Source organism: Enterobacter cloacae complex sp. 2021EL-01169 (genome assembly GCF_020733125.1).
GTDB classification, from domain to species: domain Bacteria; phylum Pseudomonadota; class Gammaproteobacteria; order Enterobacterales; family Enterobacteriaceae; genus Enterobacter; species Enterobacter roggenkampii.
On record NZ_JAJFTC010000008.1, the window covers coordinates 78347 to 96733 of the forward strand.

The window sequence follows — 18387 nt, forward strand, 5'->3', positions numbered from 1 at the left end:
AGCCCCTCTCCCACGGGAGAGGGTAGCATTTATACTGCCGTCTGGAAGATAACCCCGTCTGCCTTCTCAGTGTACTGAGAGAGCTGGTCGAAGTTCAGGTAGCGATAGGTATCCACCGCCGTCTTATCCACCTGAGCCACAAAGGTCTGGTACTCTTCCGGCGTTGGCAGTTTGCCAATCAGCGCCGCAACCGCCGCCAGCTCAGCAGAAGCCAGGAAGACGTTCGCACCGGTACCTAAACGGTTCGGGAAGTTACGGGTCGAAGTGGAGACCACCGTCGCGCCGTCGGCTACGCGCGCCTGGTTGCCCATACACAGGGAACAGCCAGGAATTTCGATACGCGCCCCGCTCTTACCAAACACGCTGTAGTAGCCCTCTTCGGTCAGCTGAGCCGCGTCCATACGGGTTGGCGGCGCCACCCACAGACGGGTTGGCAGCTGGCCTTTGTGGGTATCCAGCAGCTTACCGGCCGCGCGGAAGTGACCGATGTTGGTCATGCACGAACCAATGAACACTTCGTCGATCTTCTCGCCCTGGACCTCAGACAGCGGACGCGCGTCGTCCGGATCGTTCGGTGCACACAGGATTGGCTCTTTGATATCCGCCAGATCGATGTCGATCACCGCCGCGTACTCTGCGTCAGCATCGGCTTCCAGCAGCTGCGGATCGGCCAGCCATTTTTCCATGCCCTGGATACGACGCTCCAGCGTACGACGGTCGCCGTAGCCTTCTGCAATCATCCACTTAAGCAGCACGATGTTAGAGTTCAGGTACTCAATGATCGGCTCTTTGTTCAGCTTGATGGTACAGCCCGCAGCCGAACGCTCGGCGGAGGCATCGGTCAGCTCGAACGCCTGCTCTACTTTCAGATCCGGCAGACCTTCAATTTCCAGAATGCGGCCAGAGAAGATGTTTTTCTTCCCTTTCTTCTCAACGGTCAGCAGACCCTGTTTAATCGCATACAGCGGGATCGCGTGAACCAGGTCGCGCAGGGTAATACCCGGCTGCATTTTACCTTTGAAGCGCACCAGCACCGATTCCGGCATATCCAGCGGCATCACGCCGGTCGCGGCAGCAAACGCCACCAGACCGGAGCCCGCCGGGAAGGAGATACCGATTGGGAAACGGGTATGGGAGTCACCGCCGGTACCCACGGTATCCGGCAGCAGCATGCGGTTCAGCCAGGAGTGGATAACGCCGTCGCCCGGACGCAGGGAGACACCGCCACGGTTCATAATGAAGTCAGGCAGCGTGTGGTGCGTGGTCACGTCAACCGGCTTCGGATACGCCGCGGTGTGGCAGAAGGACTGCATCACCAGATCGGAAGAGAAGCCCAGGCACGCCAGGTCTTTCAGTTCGTCACGGGTCATTGGGCCAGTGGTGTCCTGAGAGCCTACGGAGGTCATCTTCGGCTCGCAGTAGGCGCCAGGACGGATACCGGCCACGCCGCAGGCGCGACCCACCATTTTCTGTGCCAGCGAGAAGCCGCGATTGCTCTCCGCCACGTCTTTCGCATGACGGAATACATCACTGTGCGGCAGACCCAGCGCTTCACGCGCTTTGGTGGTCAGGCCGCGGCCGATGATCAGCGGAATACGGCCACCGGCGCGCACTTCGTCAATCAGCACGTCGGTTTTCAGCTCGAAGCTTGCCAGCAGCTCGTTGGTGTCGTGGTTACGCACTTCGCCTTTATACGGGTAGACGTCAATCACGTCGCCCATGTTCAGGTTAGAAACATCCACTTCAATTGGCAGTGCGCCCGCATCTTCCATGGTGTTAAAGAAGATTGGCGCAATCTTACCGCCCAGGCACAGGCCGCCGCCGCGCTTGTTCGGCACGTGCGGAATGTCGTCGCCCATGAACCACAGCACGGAGTTGGTGGCAGACTTACGGGAAGAGCCGGTACCCACAACGTCACCCACGTAAGCCAGCGGGAAGCCTTTTTTCTGCAACGCTTCGATCTGTTTGATCGGGCCGACAACGCCTGGCTGATCCGGCTCAATGCCTTCACGGGCGTTTTTCAGCATCGCCAGGGCGTGCAGCGGGATATCCGGGCGAGACCACGCGTCCGGTGCCGGAGAGAGGTCATCGGTGTTGGTTTCACCGGTCACTTTGAAAACAGTAACGGTAATTTTTTCAGCCAGCGCTGGACGATTCAGGAACCATTCGGCATCGGCCCAGGACTGCATCACCTGCTTCGCATAGACGTTGCCTGCTTTGGCTTTTTCTTCCACATCGTAGAAGTTATCGAACATCAGCAGCGTTGACGAGAGCGCTTTAGCGGCAATCGGTGCCAGCTTGTCGTTATCCAGCGCGTCAATCAGCGGATGAATGTTGTAACCACCCTGCATGGTGCCGAGCAGTTCGATGGCTTTTTCAGGAGTAACCAGTGGGGAGGTGGCTTCGCCTTTGGCGATAGCAGCAAGGAATCCGGCTTTTACGTAGGCAGCTTCATCTACGCCAGGCGGTACGCGGTTGATCAGCAGATCTAACAGGAATTCTTCTTCGCCCTTAGGCGGGTTCTTCAGCAGCTCGACGAGCGCGGCCATTTGGGTTGCATCTAACGGTTTGGGTACAATTCCCTCGGCGGCACGTTCTGCTACGTGCTTACGGTATTCTTCTAGCACGACGGTTCTCCTCGCTCTCATTGTCATATGCGGCGGGCGTTCTCTTCACGCTCCTGTGAGACAGCAGTTTGTAGGGTAAATGCCCGATACCGCGTCGGGCAGCATAGCAGGATTTCTGCACAGTGTTAATCCGTTTACAAAAAAGCAACATTAAAAAGTTTGCTGAATCGTTAAGCATGGTGTAGCGGGGATTTAGGGCATCATTTTGCGGTTCTTCTGCACCGTGACGCTTCAGTTTTTTCTTCATCAGATATAATTGTGTAATAAATACTCACACTCTTTATCCGGACGTACCGGACGCTTCCCAATAAAAGTCAAAACAGTAAAAGACGGGTGAATAATACTCACGCCAACCGTAACGCCTCACGGCACAGCGCTGGTCTCGTTGGAGTCATTTTATGAAGTTGCCCTTTAAGCCACATCTGCTCATCCTTCTGTGCAGTGCCGGGCTGCTTGCCGCCTCAGGCGTCTTGTTTGTCAAAAGTCGTGCAACGGAACCCGTTGCGCCAGCCCCCGTCGCTCAACAACCGGCGGCACCTGCCGTAGCCCAGCCCGCCCCTGTGGTCGCGCCGACCTACACTGCCGCGCAAATCGATCAGTGGGTTGCCCCCATTGCGCTCTACCCTGACGCCCTGCTTTCACAAATTCTGATGGCCTCGACTTACCCGGCCAACGTGATTCAGGCGGCTCAGTGGTCAAAAGACAACCCTAAAATGGAAGGGGACGCCGCCATTCAGGCCGTTGCCAGCCAGCCCTGGGATCCGAGCGTAAAATCGCTGGTCGCGTTTCCTCAGCTCATGTCGCTGATGGGTGAAAACCCGCCGTGGGTACAAAATCTGGGCGATGCGTTTCTCGCGCAGCCGAAAGACGTGATGGATTCCGTTCAACGTCTGCGCGCGCTGGCACAGAAGACCGGTGCTTTACAATCTACGCCTCAGCAGACGGTCACCACCGTGACAAAGCCAGCACCAGCGAAAACCCGCGCCACCGAGGCAACAACAACAACAACAACCGCGTCTGCGCCCGCCCCAACGGTGATCAAAATTGAATCTGCCGATCCGCAGGTCGTTTATGTTCCCACCTATAACCCCAATACGGTTTACGGGACCTGGCCCAACACCGCCTATCCACCCACCTATCTCCCGCCCACGCCCGGAGAGCAGTTTGGCAACAGCTTCGTCAACGGCTTAGGCTTCAGCCTGGGCGTTGCCACAACCTATGCCATTTTCAGCAATATCGACTGGGATGACGACGATGACTGGGACCACCACCATGACGGTGACTGGGATAATCACGGCGGCTATAACCGCAACGGTGATAACAACATCAATATCAACGTTGAGAACTTCAATAAAATCAGCGGACAGCGTCTGACGGACGCCAACCGTACCTGGCAGCACAACCCGGCCTACCGGGAGGGTGTGCCCTATCCGACTAACCAGCTCAACACCCGTTTTCACTCCACCAGCACAGTCACCGGGCTAAGCTCAACGCAGCAAAAACCGGTTAACCGGGATAGCCAGCGTCAGGCGGCCCTGAGCCAGATGGAGAAATCCACGGGGAAAACCTTCCCGCAAACGGCACGTCCCGGCACGAAGGATGTGCAGCGTCAGGCCTCGAGTGAACAGCTGAAGCAAATTTCGCAGCGCAACAACTACCGTGGCTACGACACCAAACCGCAGACGGCGAAGCGGACCACCACGCAGCAGCGAGAAAATCGTCAGGCTGTAACCCAAAGACAGGAGAAACGCGCTTCACAGCCCGCGCAGCAACGCGCTCTGCAGCAGCGAAAAGGTCAGCCCCGGGCCAATGCGCTGAGCGGCAACGACAGCCGTTCCGCGAACTGGCAGGCGCAGCAGCAGCGCGGTGCGCAAAGCAGGCAGCTGCCAGCAGCAGCCCCGTCAGGTGTCTGGTGGACGCGCTGAACGCCGTGAATTTAGACATCGCTAAGGGAACCGACATGAAAAGTAAACTACTCAGTGGAATGGTGTTGTTCATGCTTTCGGCCTCGGTGATGGCGCAGCAGTCCTTTAGCACGCCCGACCAGGCGACCGATGCGCTGGCCAGCGCCATTAGTGAGCATAATGAGCGCGCGATGAGCAATCTGCTTGGAGAGAACTGGCGCGATTTTCTCCCCCCCGAAGGCGTTGATCCGGATGCCGTCGATCGTTTCCTGCGCGACTGGAAAGTTCGTCATAACACCGTTGTCGAAGGAGATACGGCGCATCTTGTTGTTGGAGACAACAACTGGCAGCTTCCCATCCCGGTGATCAAAACCGCCGCCGGCTGGCAATTCGATATCAAAGAAGGGGCTGAAGAGATCCTGACCCGTGAAATCGGGCGTAACGAACTTGCCGCCATTGAAGCCCTGCATGCCTATGTTGATGCGCAGCAAAGCTACTTTGCGATGAACCAGAAATACGCGCAGAAGATTGTCAGCTCGGAAGGGAAGAAAGACGGTTTGTACTGGCCCGTCTCACCCGGCGAAACGCCCAGTCCGCTCGGACCGGCATTTAGCCCGAAAGAGCCGGGTACCGGCTATCACGGCTATCGCTTCCGGATCCTGCCGGATAATAACGGTTTCGCGATGGTGGCGTGGCCGGTCAGCTACGGTCAAACGGGCGTGATGAGCTTTGTGATAAATCAGGACGACAAGGTGTATCAGTCCGATCTCGGCAAGGATTCTGAGCAGAAAGCCCGGGCGTTAACCGCTTATAACCCGGATAAAACCTGGCAACCCGTGGCTCCCTGAACGCAGCGCATAAAAAAAGCGGCCTCAGGCCGCTTTTTTTCATCTGAAGAAACTTATTTCTTCTTCGCTTTCGCGTTTGGCAGGTCGGTGATGCTGCCTTCAAACACTTCTGCCGCCAGGCCCACGGACTCGTGCAGAGTCGGGTGAGCGTGGATGGTCAGCGCGATGTCTTCCGCGTCGCAGCCCATTTCGATAGCCAGACCGATTTCACCCAGCAGCTCGCCGCCGTTGGTACCGACAATCGCACCACCGATTACGCGGTGAGTCTCTTTGTCGAAGATCAGTTTGGTCATACCGTCTGCGCAGTCGGACGCGATAGCACGGCCAGAAGCAGCCCACGGGAAGGTGGCGGTTTCGTAGCTGATGCCTTTCTCTTTCGCTTCTTTCTCAGTCAGACCTACCCACGCCACTTCTGGCTCGGTGTACGCGATAGATGGGATCACTTTCGGATCGAAGTAGTGCTTCATGCCGGCGATAACTTCAGCGGCAACGTGACCTTCGTGAACACCTTTGTGCGCCAGCATTGGCTGACCGACGATATCGCCGATAGCAAAGATGTGCGGCACGTTAGTGCGCAGCTGTTTGTCAACGCGGATGAAGCCACGGTCGTCCACTTCCACGCCAGCTTTGCCCGCGTCGAGGTTCTTACCGTTCGGCACACGGCCGATCGCCACCAGCACGGCGTCGTAACGCTGTGGTTCGGATGGGGCTTTTTTGCCTTCCATGGAAACGTAAATACCGTCTTCTTTCGCTTCAACGGCAGTCACTTTGGTTTCCAGCATCAGGTTGAATTTCTTGCTGATGCGCTTGGTGAAGACTTTAACGATGTCTTTGTCAGCAGCCGGGATAACCTGGTCGAACATTTCAACCACGTCGATCTCTGAACCCAGCGCGTGGTACACGGTACCCATTTCCAGACCGATGATACCGCCGCCCATCACCAGCAGACGCTTAGGAACGGTTTTCAGCTCCAGCGCATCGGTGGAATCCCACACGCGTGGATCTTCATGTGGAATGAATGGCAGTTCGATTGGGCGAGAGCCTGCCGCGATGATCGCGTTGTCGAAGTTGATCACGGTTTTGCCGTTTTCGCCTTCTACTTCCAGGGTGTTCGCACCGGTGAATTTACCCAGACCGTTTACCACTTTCACTTTACGGCCTTTGGCCATACCCGCCAGACCGCCGGTCAGCTGAGTGATAACTTTCTCTTTCCAGGTACGAATTTTGTCGATGTCGGTTTTCGGCTCGCCGAAGACGATACCGTGTTCAGCCAGCGCTTTGGCTTCTTCGATAACTTTCGCTACGTGCAGCAGCGCTTTAGAAGGGATACAGCCGACGTTCAGACAAACACCGCCGAGGGTGCTGTAACGTTCTACGATGACGGTTTCCAGACCTAAATCCGCTGCGCGAAATGCTGCGGAGTAACCTGCCGGGCCTGCCCCAAGTACTACGACCTGAGTTTTGATTTCTGTGCTCATCATGACCTCTTAGTTTATACCCGTCGTCCACCGGGTCGTTCTATCCGCCCGCAGTTTACAAAATTGTTAACAATTTTGAAACAACAAACGGCTCACGAATTGTCGCTTTCGCCAATAACCTCACAAACGCCATGAGATTATCAGAAAAAAGCCGGCCGACTGGCCGGCTTTTCGATTACATCACCAGGCGGCGAATGTCGCTCAGCATGTTGTTGATGATGGTGATGAAACGCGCACCATCAGCACCGTCGATCACGCGGTGGTCGAAGGACAGAGAGATTGGCATCATCAGACGCGGCACGAACTCTTTGCCATTCCACACCGGCTCCATCGCGGACTTGGACACACCGAGGATAGCCACTTCCGGCGCGTTAACAATCGGTGCGAAGTGGGTAGTACCCAGGCCGCCGATGCTGGAGATAGTGAAGCAGCCGCCCTGCATTTCGCCGGCAGTCAGCTTACCATCACGCGCTTTCTTGGAGATGGTGGTCAGTTCACGGGACAGCTCAGTGATGCTCTTCTTGTTCACGTCTTTGAAGACCGGAACAACCAGACCATTTGGCGTATCAACCGCAACACCGATGTTGATGTATTTCTTCAGCGTCAGCTTCTGGCCGTCTTCGGACAGGGAGCTGTTGAAGCGTGGCATCTGTTCCAGAGCCGCAGCAACCGCCTTCATGATGAAGACCACTGGGGTGAATTTCACGTCCAGTTTACGCTTCTCAGCTTCGGCGTTCTGCTGTTTACGGAACGCTTCCAGATCGGTGATATCGGTTTTGTCGAAGTGCGTAACGTGCGGGATCATGACCCAGTTACGGCTCAGGTTAGCACCAGAGATTTTCTGGATGCGGCCCAGTTCCACTTCTTCAATTTCACCGAACTTGCTGAAGTCCACTTTCGGCCATGGCAGCATGCCCGGGATACCGCCGCCTGCGGCTGCAGCTGGTGCAGCTTCGGCGCGTTTCACCGCGTCTTTCACATAAGCCTGAACGTCTTCGCGCAGGATACGACCTTTACGGCCAGTCCCTTTCACTTTCGCCAGGTTCACGCCGAATTCGCGCGCCAGGCGACGAATCAGCGGGGTCGCGTGGACGTAAGCGTCGTTTTCAGCGAACTCAGATTTGCTTTCCGCTTTTGCAGCAGGTGCCGCTGGTTTAGCAGCCTGAGCCGGTGCAGCAGCCGGTGCTGGAGCAGCCGCGGCAGCCGGAGCTGCGGCAGGCGCAGCGCCTTCCACTTCGAAGACCATGATCAGAGAGCCGGTAGACACTTTGTCGCCGGTGCTGATTTTGATCTCTTTAACGGTACCCGCGAACGGCGCAGGCACTTCCATGGAAGCTTTGTCGCCTTCAACGGTGATCAGTGACTGTTCAGCGGCAACTTTGTCGCCCACTTTTACCATCACTTCGGTGACTTCAACTTCGTCACCGCCGATGTCCGGTACGTTAACGTCTTTCGCGCCGCCAGCAGCAGCTGGTGCAGCGGCCGGAGCCGGAGCAGCGGCCTGTGCAGGCGCGGCAGCAGGTGCAGCACCTGCCACTTCGAAGATCATGATCAGAGAGCCGGTAGACACTTTGTCGCCGGTGTTGATCTTGATCTCTTTAACGGTACCTGCGAACGGCGCTGGCACTTCCATAGAGGCTTTATCGCCTTCTACGGTGATCAGTGACTGCTCGGCCGCAACGGTATCGCCCACTTTCACCAGGATCTCAGTGACTTCAACTTCGTCACCGCCGATGTCAGGCACGTTCACGTCTTTCGCGCTCGCGGCAGCGGCTGGAGCAGCGGCGGCCGGAGCGGCTTTCTTCTCTTCCTGCGCAGGTGCAGCAGCTGCTGCACCGTCGGCGGAATCGAAAATCATGATCAGTTTGCCAGTCTCGGTTTTATCGCCAACAGAGACTTTGATCTCTTTAACGATGCCAGCCTGAGGAGACGGGACTTCCATAGAGGCTTTGTCGCCTTCTACGGTGATCAGCGACTGTTCAGCTTCAACTTTGTCGCCTACTTTGACCAGGATCTCGGTGATTTCAACTTCATCAGCCCCGATGTCCGGTACATTGATTTCGATAGCCATTATTCTTTTACCTCTTACGCCAGACGCGGGTTAACTTTTTCTGCATCGATGTTGAATTTGGTAATTGCGTCTGCAACCACTTTCTTATCGATTTCGCCACGTTTAGCCAGTTCGCCCAGTGCTGCTACAACCACGTAAGAAGCATCAACTTCGAAGTGGTGACGCAGGTTTTCGCGGCTGTCAGAACGACCGAAGCCGTCAGTACCCAGAACGCGATAATCATCAGCTGGAACGTAAGTACGAACCTGCTCAGCGAACAGTTTCATATAGTCAGTAGACGCCACCGCTGGCGCGTCGTTCATCACCTGAGCGATGTACGGTACGCGTGGGGTTTCCAGTGGGTGCAGCATGTTCCAGCGCTCACAATCCTGGCCATCACGCGCCAGTTCAGTGAAGGAGGTCACAGAGTACACGTCGGAACCGACACCGTAGTCTTTCGCCAGGATCTGCGCTGCTTCACGAACGTGACGCAGGATAGAACCGGAGCCCAGCAGCTGAACTTTACCTTTGCTACCTTCGATGGTTTCGAGTTTGTAGATACCTTTACGGATACCTTCCTCGGCACCTGCTGGCATTGCCGGCATGTGGTAGTTTTCGTTCAGGGTGGTGATGTAGTAGTAAATGTTCTCCTGCGCTTCACCGTACATGCGCTGCAGACCATCATGCATGATGACTGCCACTTCATACGCGTAAGACGGGTCGTAAGAGATACAGTTAGGGATAGTCAGAGACTGAATGTGGCTGTGACCATCTTCGTGCTGCAGACCTTCACCGTTCAGGGTCGTACGACCGGAAGTACCACCGATCAGGAAGCCGCGAGCCTGCTGGTCGCCTGCCTGCCAGCACAGGTCACCGATACGCTGGAACCCGAACATGGAGTAGTAAATGTAGAACGGGATCATCGGCAGGTTGTTGGTGCTGTAAGAGGTCGCAGCAGCCAGCCAGGATGCGCCTGCGCCCAGCTCGTTGATACCTTCCTGCAGGATCTGACCTTTCTCGTCTTCTTTGTAGTATGCAACCTGCTCACGGTCCTGCGGGGTGTACTGCTGGCCGTTCGGGCTGTAGATACCGATCTGACGGAACAGACCTTCCATACCGAAAGTACGCGCTTCGTCGGCGATGATTGGCACCAGGCGATCTTTGATCGACTTGTTTTTCAGCATCACGTTCAGGGCACGAACGAAAGCGATAGTGGTAGAGATCTCTTTGTTCTGCTCTTCCAGCAGCTGAGAGAAGTCTTCCAGCGCTGGCAGTTCCAGCTTCTCGGTGAAGTTAGGCTGACGAGCTGGCAGGTAGCCTTTCAGCGCCTGACGACGTTCGTGCAGGTACTTGTGCTCTTCGGAGCCTTCCGGGAAGGTGATGTAAGACAGGTTTTCGACCTGCTCATCGGTCACTGGAACGTTGAAACGGTCGCGGATATAGCGCACGCCGTCCATGTTCATTTTCTTAACCTGGTGAGCGATGTTTTTACCTTCTGCGGTATCACCCATGCCGTAACCTTTGATGGTGTGGGCCAGGATTACAGTCGCTTTACCTTTGGTTTCACGCGCTTTTTTCAGTGCAGCGTAAATTTTCTTCGGATCGTGACCACCGCGGTTCAGGGCCCAGATCTGCTCATCAGTCCAGTCTGCAACCAGGGCTGCGGTTTCTGGATATTTGCCGAAGAAGTGCTCACGTACGTAGGCACCGTCTTTGGATTTGAAGGTCTGGTAGTCACCGTCAACGGTTTCGTTCATCAGCTGGATCAGTTTACCGCTGGTGTCTTTACGCAGCAGTTCGTCCCAACGGGAACCCCACATGACTTTGATCACGTTCCAGCCAGCACCTGCGAAGATGCCTTCCAGTTCGTTGATGATCTTGCCGTTACCGGTTACCGGACCATCCAGACGCTGCAGGTTACAGTTGATGATGAAGCACAGGTTGTCCAGCTTCTCACGGGTCGCGATGGTGATCGCGCCTTTAGATTCTGGCTCATCCATTTCGCCGTCGCCCAGGAAGGCGTATACGGTCTGCTCAGAGGTGTCTTTCAGACCACGGTGTTCCAGATACTTCAGGAATTTCGCCTGGTAGATCGCACCAATTGGGCCCAGACCCATGGATACGGTCGGGAACTGCCAGAATTCAGGCATCAGTTTAGGGTGCGGGTAAGAAGACAGACCTTTACCGTGAACTTCCTGACGGAAGTTGTTCATCTGCTCTTCAGTCAGACGACCTTCCAGGAATGCACGTGCATAGATGCCCGGAGAGATGTGGCCCTGGAAGTACACCAGATCGCCGCCGTCTTTCTCGTTCGCTGCACGGAAGAAGTGGTTGAAGCACACTTCGTAAACGGTCGCAGAAGACTGGAAGGACGCCATGTGGCCACCCAGTTCCAGGTCTTTCTTGGATGCGCGCAGAACGGTCATGATGGCGTTCCAGCGGATGGCAGAACGGATACGACGTTCCAGATCCAGATTGCCCGGGTATTCCGGTTCGTCTTCAACGGCAATCGTGTTTACGTAGTTGCTAGCCCCTGCACCTGAAGCAACCTTCACGCCGCCTTTGCGGGCTTCAGAAAGCAGCTGATCAATCAGATACTGAGCGCGCTCAACACCTTCTTCACGGATGACCGATTCGATCGCCTGTAGCCAGTCGCGAGTTTCGATCGGATCCACGTCATTTTGGAGACGTTCTGACATGGGGGTATTCCTTATCTATCTAATACGTTGATTTGTCTGGAACCTGTCCCATTGTGCTCTTGGGCAAGAACACAATAAGACAGGTTCTGCGTTTAGTTGCCGCGCTCTAAAAGTACCTGGCGCTTAATCCTTTCGTTGCTGTATGCGGCGTAATGAACGTTCGCGACGCGATTGTTCACGGCTGCGGTCCAGCAAGATTTCCTCAATGAAAGCCAGATGGCGGTGCGACGCTTCGCGCGCCTGCTCCGGTTCCCCGGCCATTATCGCCTCGAATACTCGGGTGCGATGGTTGCTTACCAGTGGGAGCATGTCCCGACGGGCATACAACAATTCAAAATTTTGACGAACGTTCTGGGCCAGCATCGGCTCCATGCAGCGTAGCAGATGGAGGAGCACCACGTTGTGGGCCGCTTCGGTGACGGCAATTTGATACTGGACGACGGCGCTGGACTCGGCGTCTAAATCGCCGGACTGCTGTGCCCGTTCAATGGCCTGATGAAGCTCGCGGATACGCACGCGATCTTCATCAGTGCTGCGAAGGGCGGCGTAATAGGCCGCAATACCTTCCAGCGCGTGACGGGTCTCAAGCAGGTCAAACTGGGATTCTGGGTGGTCAGAGAGAAGTTCTACCAGCGGATCGCTGAAGCTCTGCCACAGGCTGTTTTGCACAAAGGTTCCGCCGCCCTGGCGACGAAGCAGCAAGCCCTTTGCTTCGAGACGTTGAATCGCCTCACGCAGAGAGGGACGTGAAACGTCGAACTGTTTTGCCAGTTCGCGTTCTGGCGGAAGTTTCTCACCCGGGCGCAGAGTCCCTTCGAGGATTAAAAACTCCAGCTGCTGCTCAATCACATCAGATAGTTTTGGTTGGCGAATTTTGCTGTAGGCCATATTCCCTGTCTTACGCCTTTTTGCCCGGAGTCAATTGGTCTTACCAATTTCTATTTCGTATCGCTAAAGTAACAAAGTATTCACCTTCTGTCCATATTGGTTTTGATTGAAATCAGTAAACCCTGCACATTTTAACAACCTTACAGAAATAACGTTTCAGAAATGTAACTTTGCACAAATGAGTTGATTACCCACAAAGAGGGAGTTTTAACCATAATGAAACGAGGGTTTTTGCAATCTGAAGCGATTCAACAAGGCAAATAATGAAAATTCGCCCACTTAAGGCGCATTTCTATTCTATAGGTTGGGTGAGGAACAACGAGCGGGCCGATTTACAAATGCTTTCTTTTTATTCAAGTCGTCATCACCCCTTCATAAAGCAGGTGCATTCGCAGGCACTTACCACTATTCTGGCGCTTACGGAAGTCATCTCCGCTTTTTTCGGTCTCGTTAACCGTAAAGAAATAAATACAGAATATGGATTTTCATAATTACACACGCTCAGCGTGAACATAACAACCACACACGAGGTTTCAAATGGAAGCTCAACAGCACGGCGATCAGCTAAAGCGCGGGCTTAAAAACCGCCATATTCAGCTCATCGCACTGGGCGGTGCGATTGGTACCGGCCTGTTTCTGGGCAGCGCATCCGTTATCCAGTCTGCCGGTCCGGGCATTATTTTGGGTTACGCGATTGCGGGTTTCATTGCTTTTCTGATCATGCGCCAGCTGGGCGAAATGGTCGTGGAAGAGCCGGTCGCAGGCTCCTTCAGCCACTTTGCCTATAAGTACTGGGGCAGCTTTGCCGGTTTCGCCTCGGGCTGGAACTACTGGGTGCTGTACGTTCTGGTTGCCATGGCCGAACTGACCGCCGTCGGGAAATACATTCAGTTCTGGTATCCCGAAATCCCAACCTGGGCTTCTGCTGCAGCCTTCTTCGTCATTATCAACGCCATTAACCTGACCAACGTTAAAGTGTTCGGGGAGATGGAGTTCTGGTTTGCCATCATCAAGGTCATTGCCGTGGTGGCGATGATTATCTTCGGCGGCTGGCTGCTGTTCAGCGGCAACGGCGGCCCGCAGGCCACGGTGCGCAACCTCTGGGAACAGGGTGGCTTCCTGCCTCACGGCATGACCGGCCTGGTGATGATGATGGCGATCATAATGTTCTCCTTCGGCGGCCTGGAGCTGGTGGGCATCACCGCTGCTGAAGCCGACAACCCGGAGCAGAGCATCCCGAAAGCCACCAATCAGGTTATCTACCGCATCCTGATCTTCTATGTGGGCTCACTGGCGGTGCTGCTCTCCCTGCTGCCGTGGACGCGCGTGACTGCTGACACCAGCCCGTTTGTGCTGATCTTCCACGAGCTGGGCGACACCTTTGTCGCCAACGCGCTGAACATCGTGGTGCTGACCGCAGCGCTCTCCGTTTACAACAGCTGCGTATACTGCAACAGCCGCATGCTGTTCGGCCTGGCCCAGCAGGGTAACGCGCCGAAGATGCTGCTTAACGTTGATAAACGCGGCGTGCCAGTGAATACCATCATTGTTTCCGCCATCGTGACCGCCCTTTGCGTGCTCATTAACTACATGGCACCGGAATCGGCGTTTGGCCTGCTGATGGCGCTGGTGGTCTCTGCGCTGGTCATCAACTGGGCGATGATCAGCCTGGCGCACATGAAGTTCCGCCGCGCGAAGCAGCAGCAGGGCGTCACCACGCGCTTCCCTGCCCTGCTCTATCCGCTGGGTAACTGGATCTGCCTGCTGTTCATGGCGGCCGTGCTGGTGATCATGCTGATCACCCCAGGTATGGCGATTTCCGTCTACCTGATTCCGGTCTGGATTGCATTACTCGGCGTTGGCTATCTCTTCAGTCAGAAAAGCCGTAATGCCATGAAGGCGCACTAAGCCTCCCACCGCGGTGCCTGCTTTTGCGGGTGCCGCGCGTTGTTACCTCCCTCACACTTTCACGCCCACAGCGCATTTATCCATATCACCGCCCTGATACTGCAACGCATATATCCCTTCGCCAGCAAATAATTCTCTCCATACCGTAACCCGGAGAGCAGTCTATGGATAACGCAAAGCTGTCAGTAAAAGAAAAGATCGGCTATGGGATGGGCGACGCCGGATGTAACATCATCTTCGGCGCTATCATGCTGTTTGTTAACTATTTTTATACGGATATTTTTGGTCTGGCTCCTGCGCTGGTCGGCGTGCTGCTGCTGTCTGTCCGCGTGATTGACGCCGTAACGGACCCGATCATGGGTGCGATTGCCGACCGCACCCGCAGCAAATATGGCCGCTTTCGTCCATGGCTGCTGTGGATCGCTTTCCCGTACGCGCTGTTCAGCATCCTGATGTTCACCACGCCAGAGTGGAGCTATAACAGCAAAGTTATCTATGCCTTTGTCACCTACTTCCTGCTGTCACTCACCTACACCGCCATCAACATCCCCTACTGCTCGCTGGGCGGGGTGATCACTAACGATCCAAAAGAACGTGTGGCCTGCCAGTCGTATCGCTTCGTGCTGGTCGGCATCGCCACGCTGCTGCTCTCATTAACGCTGCTGCCGATGGCCGACTGGTTTGGCGGGGACAACAAAGCCAAAGGCTACCAGATGGCCATGACCGTGCTGGCGCTGATTGGCACCTGCATGTTCCTGTTCTGCTTCGCCACCGTGCGCGAGCGCGTGCGCCCGGCAGTCCAGACCAATGACCAGTTGAAAAACGACCTGAAAGACGTGTGGAAGAACGACCAGTGGGTGCGCATTCTGCTCCTGACGCTCTGCAACGTCTGCCCGGGCTTTATCCGCATGGCGGCCACCATGTATTACGTCACCTGGGTGATGGGCCAGAGCACCCACTTCGCCACGCTGTTTATCAGCCTGGGCGTTGTCGGCATGATGCTCGGCAGCGTGCTGGCAAAAGTGCTGACCGACCGCTGGTGCAAGCTGAAGGTCTTCTTCTGGACCAACATCGTGCTGGCGATTTTCTCCTGCGCCTTTTATTTCTTCGACCCGAAAGCGACCGTCACCATCGTGGTGCTCTACGTCCTGCTGAACATCCTGCACCAGATCCCGTCTCCGCTGCACTGGTCGCTGATGGCCGACGTGGACGACTACGGCGAGTGGAAAACCGGAAAACGCATCACCGGGATCAGCTTCTCGGGTAACATCTTCTTCCTGAAGCTGGGCCTGGCGATTGCCGGTGCGATGGTCGGCTTCCTGCTCTCCTGGTACGGTTATGACGCGGGCGCAAAAGCGCAAAGCGCGGACGCCATTAACGGGATCGTACTGCTCTTTACCGTCATTCCGGGCATTGGATACTTAATTACCGCTGGGGTGGTACGTCTGCTGAAAGTGGACCGTGAGACCATGAAGCAGATCCAGTCCGATCTGGAAAAACGCCGCAACAATTACCGCGAGCTGAATGACTATCAGGAACTCAAAGCCGCTGAGACTAAATAAGGAAAGCCGCATGCATAACTGGCCAAACCCGTTTATCGAACAACGCGCCGACCCGTACATTTTACGCCATGAGGGACAGTACTATTTTATTGCCTCCGTGCCGCAGTACGACAGGCTGGCGATCCGCCGCGCAGACTCGCTGGAAGGCTTACGTCATGCCGAAGAAGTGGTGGTCTGGCGCAAATCCGAGACCGGCCCGATGAGCCAGCTAATCTGGGCGCCAGAACTGCACCACATTGACGGAAAGTGGTACATCTATTTTGCCGCCACGCACACCCAGGCGCTCGACGCGCTCGGGATGTTCCAGCACCGCATGTTTGCGATTGAGTGTGCGGACCGCGATCCGCTCAGCGGTACCTGGATCGAGAAAGGGCAAATCAACACCCCGTTCGACACCTTCGCCCTGGACGCCACCACCTTTGTTCATCAGGGCAAACGCTGGTACCTGTGGGCGCAAAAAGCCCCGGATATTTCCGGTAACTCTAACCTCTATCTGTGCGAAATGGAGAACCCGTGGACGCTGAAAGGTGAGCCGGTGATGCTCAGCAAGCCAGAATACGACTGGGAATGCCGTGGTTTCTGGGTCAACGAAGGTCCGGCGGTGCTGGTTCACGGCGATAAGCTGTTTATCAGCTACTCCGCCAGCGCCACCGATGAGAACTACTGCATGGGATTACTGTGGATAGACCTGAACGCCGATCCGCAAAACCCGGCAAACTGGCACAAATCCCCTCGCCCGGTTTTCGTCACCAGCTACGAGAACCGCCAGTACGGGCCAGGCCACAACAGCTTTACGCAAACGCCGGAAGGGGAAGATGTATTGGTATACCACGCAAGAAATTACACCGAAATTGAAGGCGATCCGCTTTACGATCCGAACCGTCATACTCGCCTGAAGCTTGTCCGCTGGGACGAAAACGGGATGCCTGATTTCGGCATCCCGCCTGCGGACACGCTTTAATCGTTACGGCGCGCTGGCTTACACCAGCGTGCCGTAGATCGTCAGCAGCGCCACGATAACCACGACCACAAACGACGTTTTCTTCGCCATGGAGACAGCGGCTTTCGGCGTTTCAATCTTGTCGGTATGCGGCTCGCGCGCCAGCGAGAACTGCGCCAGACGCGTTAACACCTGATACTGCGACGTATGGCGATCGGCAAGCGAGGCGAACCACGCGGGCAGCGCTTTTTCACCGTGGCCAATTAACGCGTACACCACGCCCACCAGACGCACCGGAAGCCAGTCAACCACGTGCAGGATGGCATCAATGCCGGACAGCAAACGCTCGTGCGGCGTCAGATAGCGAGCAAGCCAGGTCTGCCAGGCGCGCAGGAACGCATACCCCATCAGCAAGACCGGTCCCCATGGACCGCCCACCACAAACCAGAACAGCGGCGCCAGGTAGTAACGGAAGTTAATCCACAGCAGCGCGTTCTGCAGTTCGCGCAGGAACTCGCGCTCGTCGCAGTCCGGCGGCACGCCGTGGATCATCGTCAGCTCGCTCGCCATGGCATTGCGCGCATGGGCATCGTCACGGGAGGCAGCTTTAAGGTACGCGTGATAGTGCAAACGCACCTTGCCCGCTCCAATGCAGAGCACGCCGAGCAGGATCCACACCACTAGCAGCGGCACGTTGAAAAAGAGTCCATACAGCGCGCGCAGCAGCAGGAACGTAATCACCATCACGCCCGCCATCATCAGCAGCGTGCGCAGCATGGAAAAGTGCTTGATACGGCGGAATAACACCTCCAGCCGGTGATCCAGATGCCAGTGCTCACCGAGCTTGAACAGGCGTTCAGCGATGATAACCAGCAGCATGGTAAACAACGTCATGGTATCTCCTTATTCTGACGACGCGGTGAGCATGGCGCGGAACCGCGGCCAGTCAAATGCCGGGCCGGGATCGGTTTTTCTCGCCGGAGCGATATCGCTGTGCCCGGTAATATTGTCGGCGATGGCCGGGTAAAGTCCGATAAGCGTGCGGGTCACAGCCGCTAGCTGTTGATACTGTGAATCGGTGTAGGGCGTGGTATCCGTGCCTTCCAGTTCGATCCCGATAGAAAAATCGTTGCACCGTTCGCGCCCGTGATACATCGACACCCCGGCATGCCAGGCGCGCTTATCAAAGGGAACATACTGAACCACTTCACCATCGCGACGAATCAGGCAATGAGCCGACACGCGCAGATGCGCAATCTCAGCAAAGAAAGGATGGGCATCGGGATCTATCGTTCCCGTGAATAACGCATCGATCCACGGGCCGCCGAATTCCCCCGGCGGGAGACTAATATTATGAACCACCAGCAGTGTGGGCTTTTCATCCTCCGGGCGGCAGTCGTGGTGCGGCGAAGGCACATGCCGCGCATCCACCAGCCATCCGTTTTCTAACAACATGCTGGAACTCCTTATGTATGGTGCTGTT

General features: G+C 55.8%; 12 protein-coding genes and 1 pseudogene. 6 read left to right on the forward strand and 7 right to left on the reverse strand.

The features are described from left to right. Positions 1 to 29: 29 nt before the first annotated feature. A complete protein-coding gene (acnB, locus tag LLF79_RS18410) occupies positions 30 to 2627 on the reverse strand; it encodes a bifunctional aconitate hydratase 2/2-methylisocitrate dehydratase (RefSeq protein WP_032675958.1) in 2598 nt (865 codons plus the stop codon). Between the two features lie 398 nt (positions 2628 to 3025). Here acnB and LLF79_RS18415 point away from each other — a divergent pair. Together LLF79_RS18415 and LLF79_RS18420 are read left to right on the forward strand one after the other, a co-directional pair. Then, positions 3026 to 4577 (forward strand): annotated as a pseudogene (locus LLF79_RS18415) (DUF3300 domain-containing protein). A 10-nt stretch (positions 4578 to 4587) separates the two neighbouring features. Beyond that, positions 4588 to 5379 carry a DUF2950 domain-containing protein gene (locus LLF79_RS18420; protein WP_227880118.1) on the forward strand — a complete coding sequence of 264 codons (792 nt, stop codon included), beginning with the start codon at positions 4588 to 4590 and terminating at the stop codon, positions 5377 to 5379. A gap of 53 nt (positions 5380 to 5432) precedes the next feature. On the opposite strand, the gene lpdA is transcribed toward LLF79_RS18420, so the two are convergent. From lpdA to pdhR, 4 genes are all read right to left on the reverse strand, one after another. Then, entirely contained in the window at positions 5433 to 6857 is a 1425-nt protein-coding gene (gene lpdA, locus LLF79_RS18425; RefSeq protein ID WP_003856313.1) for a dihydrolipoyl dehydrogenase, read from the reverse strand. Between the two features lie 175 nt (positions 6858 to 7032). Continuing rightward, positions 7033 to 8928, reverse strand: coding sequence for a pyruvate dehydrogenase complex dihydrolipoyllysine-residue acetyltransferase (gene aceF / locus LLF79_RS18430; RefSeq protein WP_227880120.1), 1896 nt, complete (start codon positions 8926 to 8928; stop codon positions 7033 to 7035). A gap of 14 nt (positions 8929 to 8942) precedes the next feature. Next, a complete protein-coding gene (gene aceE / locus LLF79_RS18435) occupies positions 8943 to 11606 on the reverse strand; it encodes a pyruvate dehydrogenase (acetyl-transferring), homodimeric type (protein WP_008501959.1) in 2664 nt (887 codons plus the stop codon). A 123-nt stretch (positions 11607 to 11729) separates the two neighbouring features. Further along, complete coding sequence (pdhR, locus tag LLF79_RS18440; RefSeq protein WP_008501960.1) at positions 11730 to 12494, reverse strand: pyruvate dehydrogenase complex transcriptional repressor PdhR; 765 nt, start codon at positions 12492 to 12494, stop codon at positions 11730 to 11732. 263 nt (positions 12495 to 12757) lie between these two features. Between pdhR and LLF79_RS18445 the strand changes: the two genes are divergently transcribed. From LLF79_RS18445 to LLF79_RS18460, 4 genes are all read left to right on the forward strand, one after another. Then, a complete protein-coding gene (locus LLF79_RS18445) occupies positions 12758 to 12985 on the forward strand; it encodes a hypothetical protein (protein WP_021240510.1) in 228 nt (75 codons plus the stop codon). A 46-nt stretch (positions 12986 to 13031) separates the two neighbouring features. Next, positions 13032 to 14402 carry an aromatic amino acid transporter AroP gene (gene aroP / locus LLF79_RS18450; RefSeq protein WP_227880122.1) on the forward strand — a complete coding sequence of 457 codons (1371 nt, stop codon included), beginning with the start codon at positions 13032 to 13034 and terminating at the stop codon, positions 14400 to 14402. A 164-nt stretch (positions 14403 to 14566) separates the two neighbouring features. Beyond that, positions 14567 to 15964, forward strand: a complete 1398-nt coding sequence (locus LLF79_RS18455; protein ID WP_227880124.1) for a glycoside-pentoside-hexuronide (GPH):cation symporter — start codon at positions 14567 to 14569, stop codon at positions 15962 to 15964. 10 nt (positions 15965 to 15974) lie between these two features. Further along, positions 15975 to 16925, forward strand: a complete 951-nt coding sequence (locus LLF79_RS18460; protein WP_227880126.1) for a family 43 glycosylhydrolase — start codon at positions 15975 to 15977, stop codon at positions 16923 to 16925. A gap of 18 nt (positions 16926 to 16943) precedes the next feature. Here LLF79_RS18460 and ampE read toward each other — a convergent pair whose 3' ends face one another. Both ampE and ampD read right to left on the reverse strand, forming a co-directional pair. Beyond that, a complete protein-coding gene (ampE, locus tag LLF79_RS18465) occupies positions 16944 to 17798 on the reverse strand; it encodes a beta-lactamase regulator AmpE (RefSeq protein ID WP_008501964.1) in 855 nt (284 codons plus the stop codon). 9 nt (positions 17799 to 17807) lie between these two features. Then, complete coding sequence (ampD, locus tag LLF79_RS18470; protein ID WP_008501965.1) at positions 17808 to 18359, reverse strand: 1,6-anhydro-N-acetylmuramyl-L-alanine amidase AmpD; 552 nt, start codon at positions 18357 to 18359, stop codon at positions 17808 to 17810. Between the last annotated feature and the right edge of the window lie 28 nt (positions 18360 to 18387).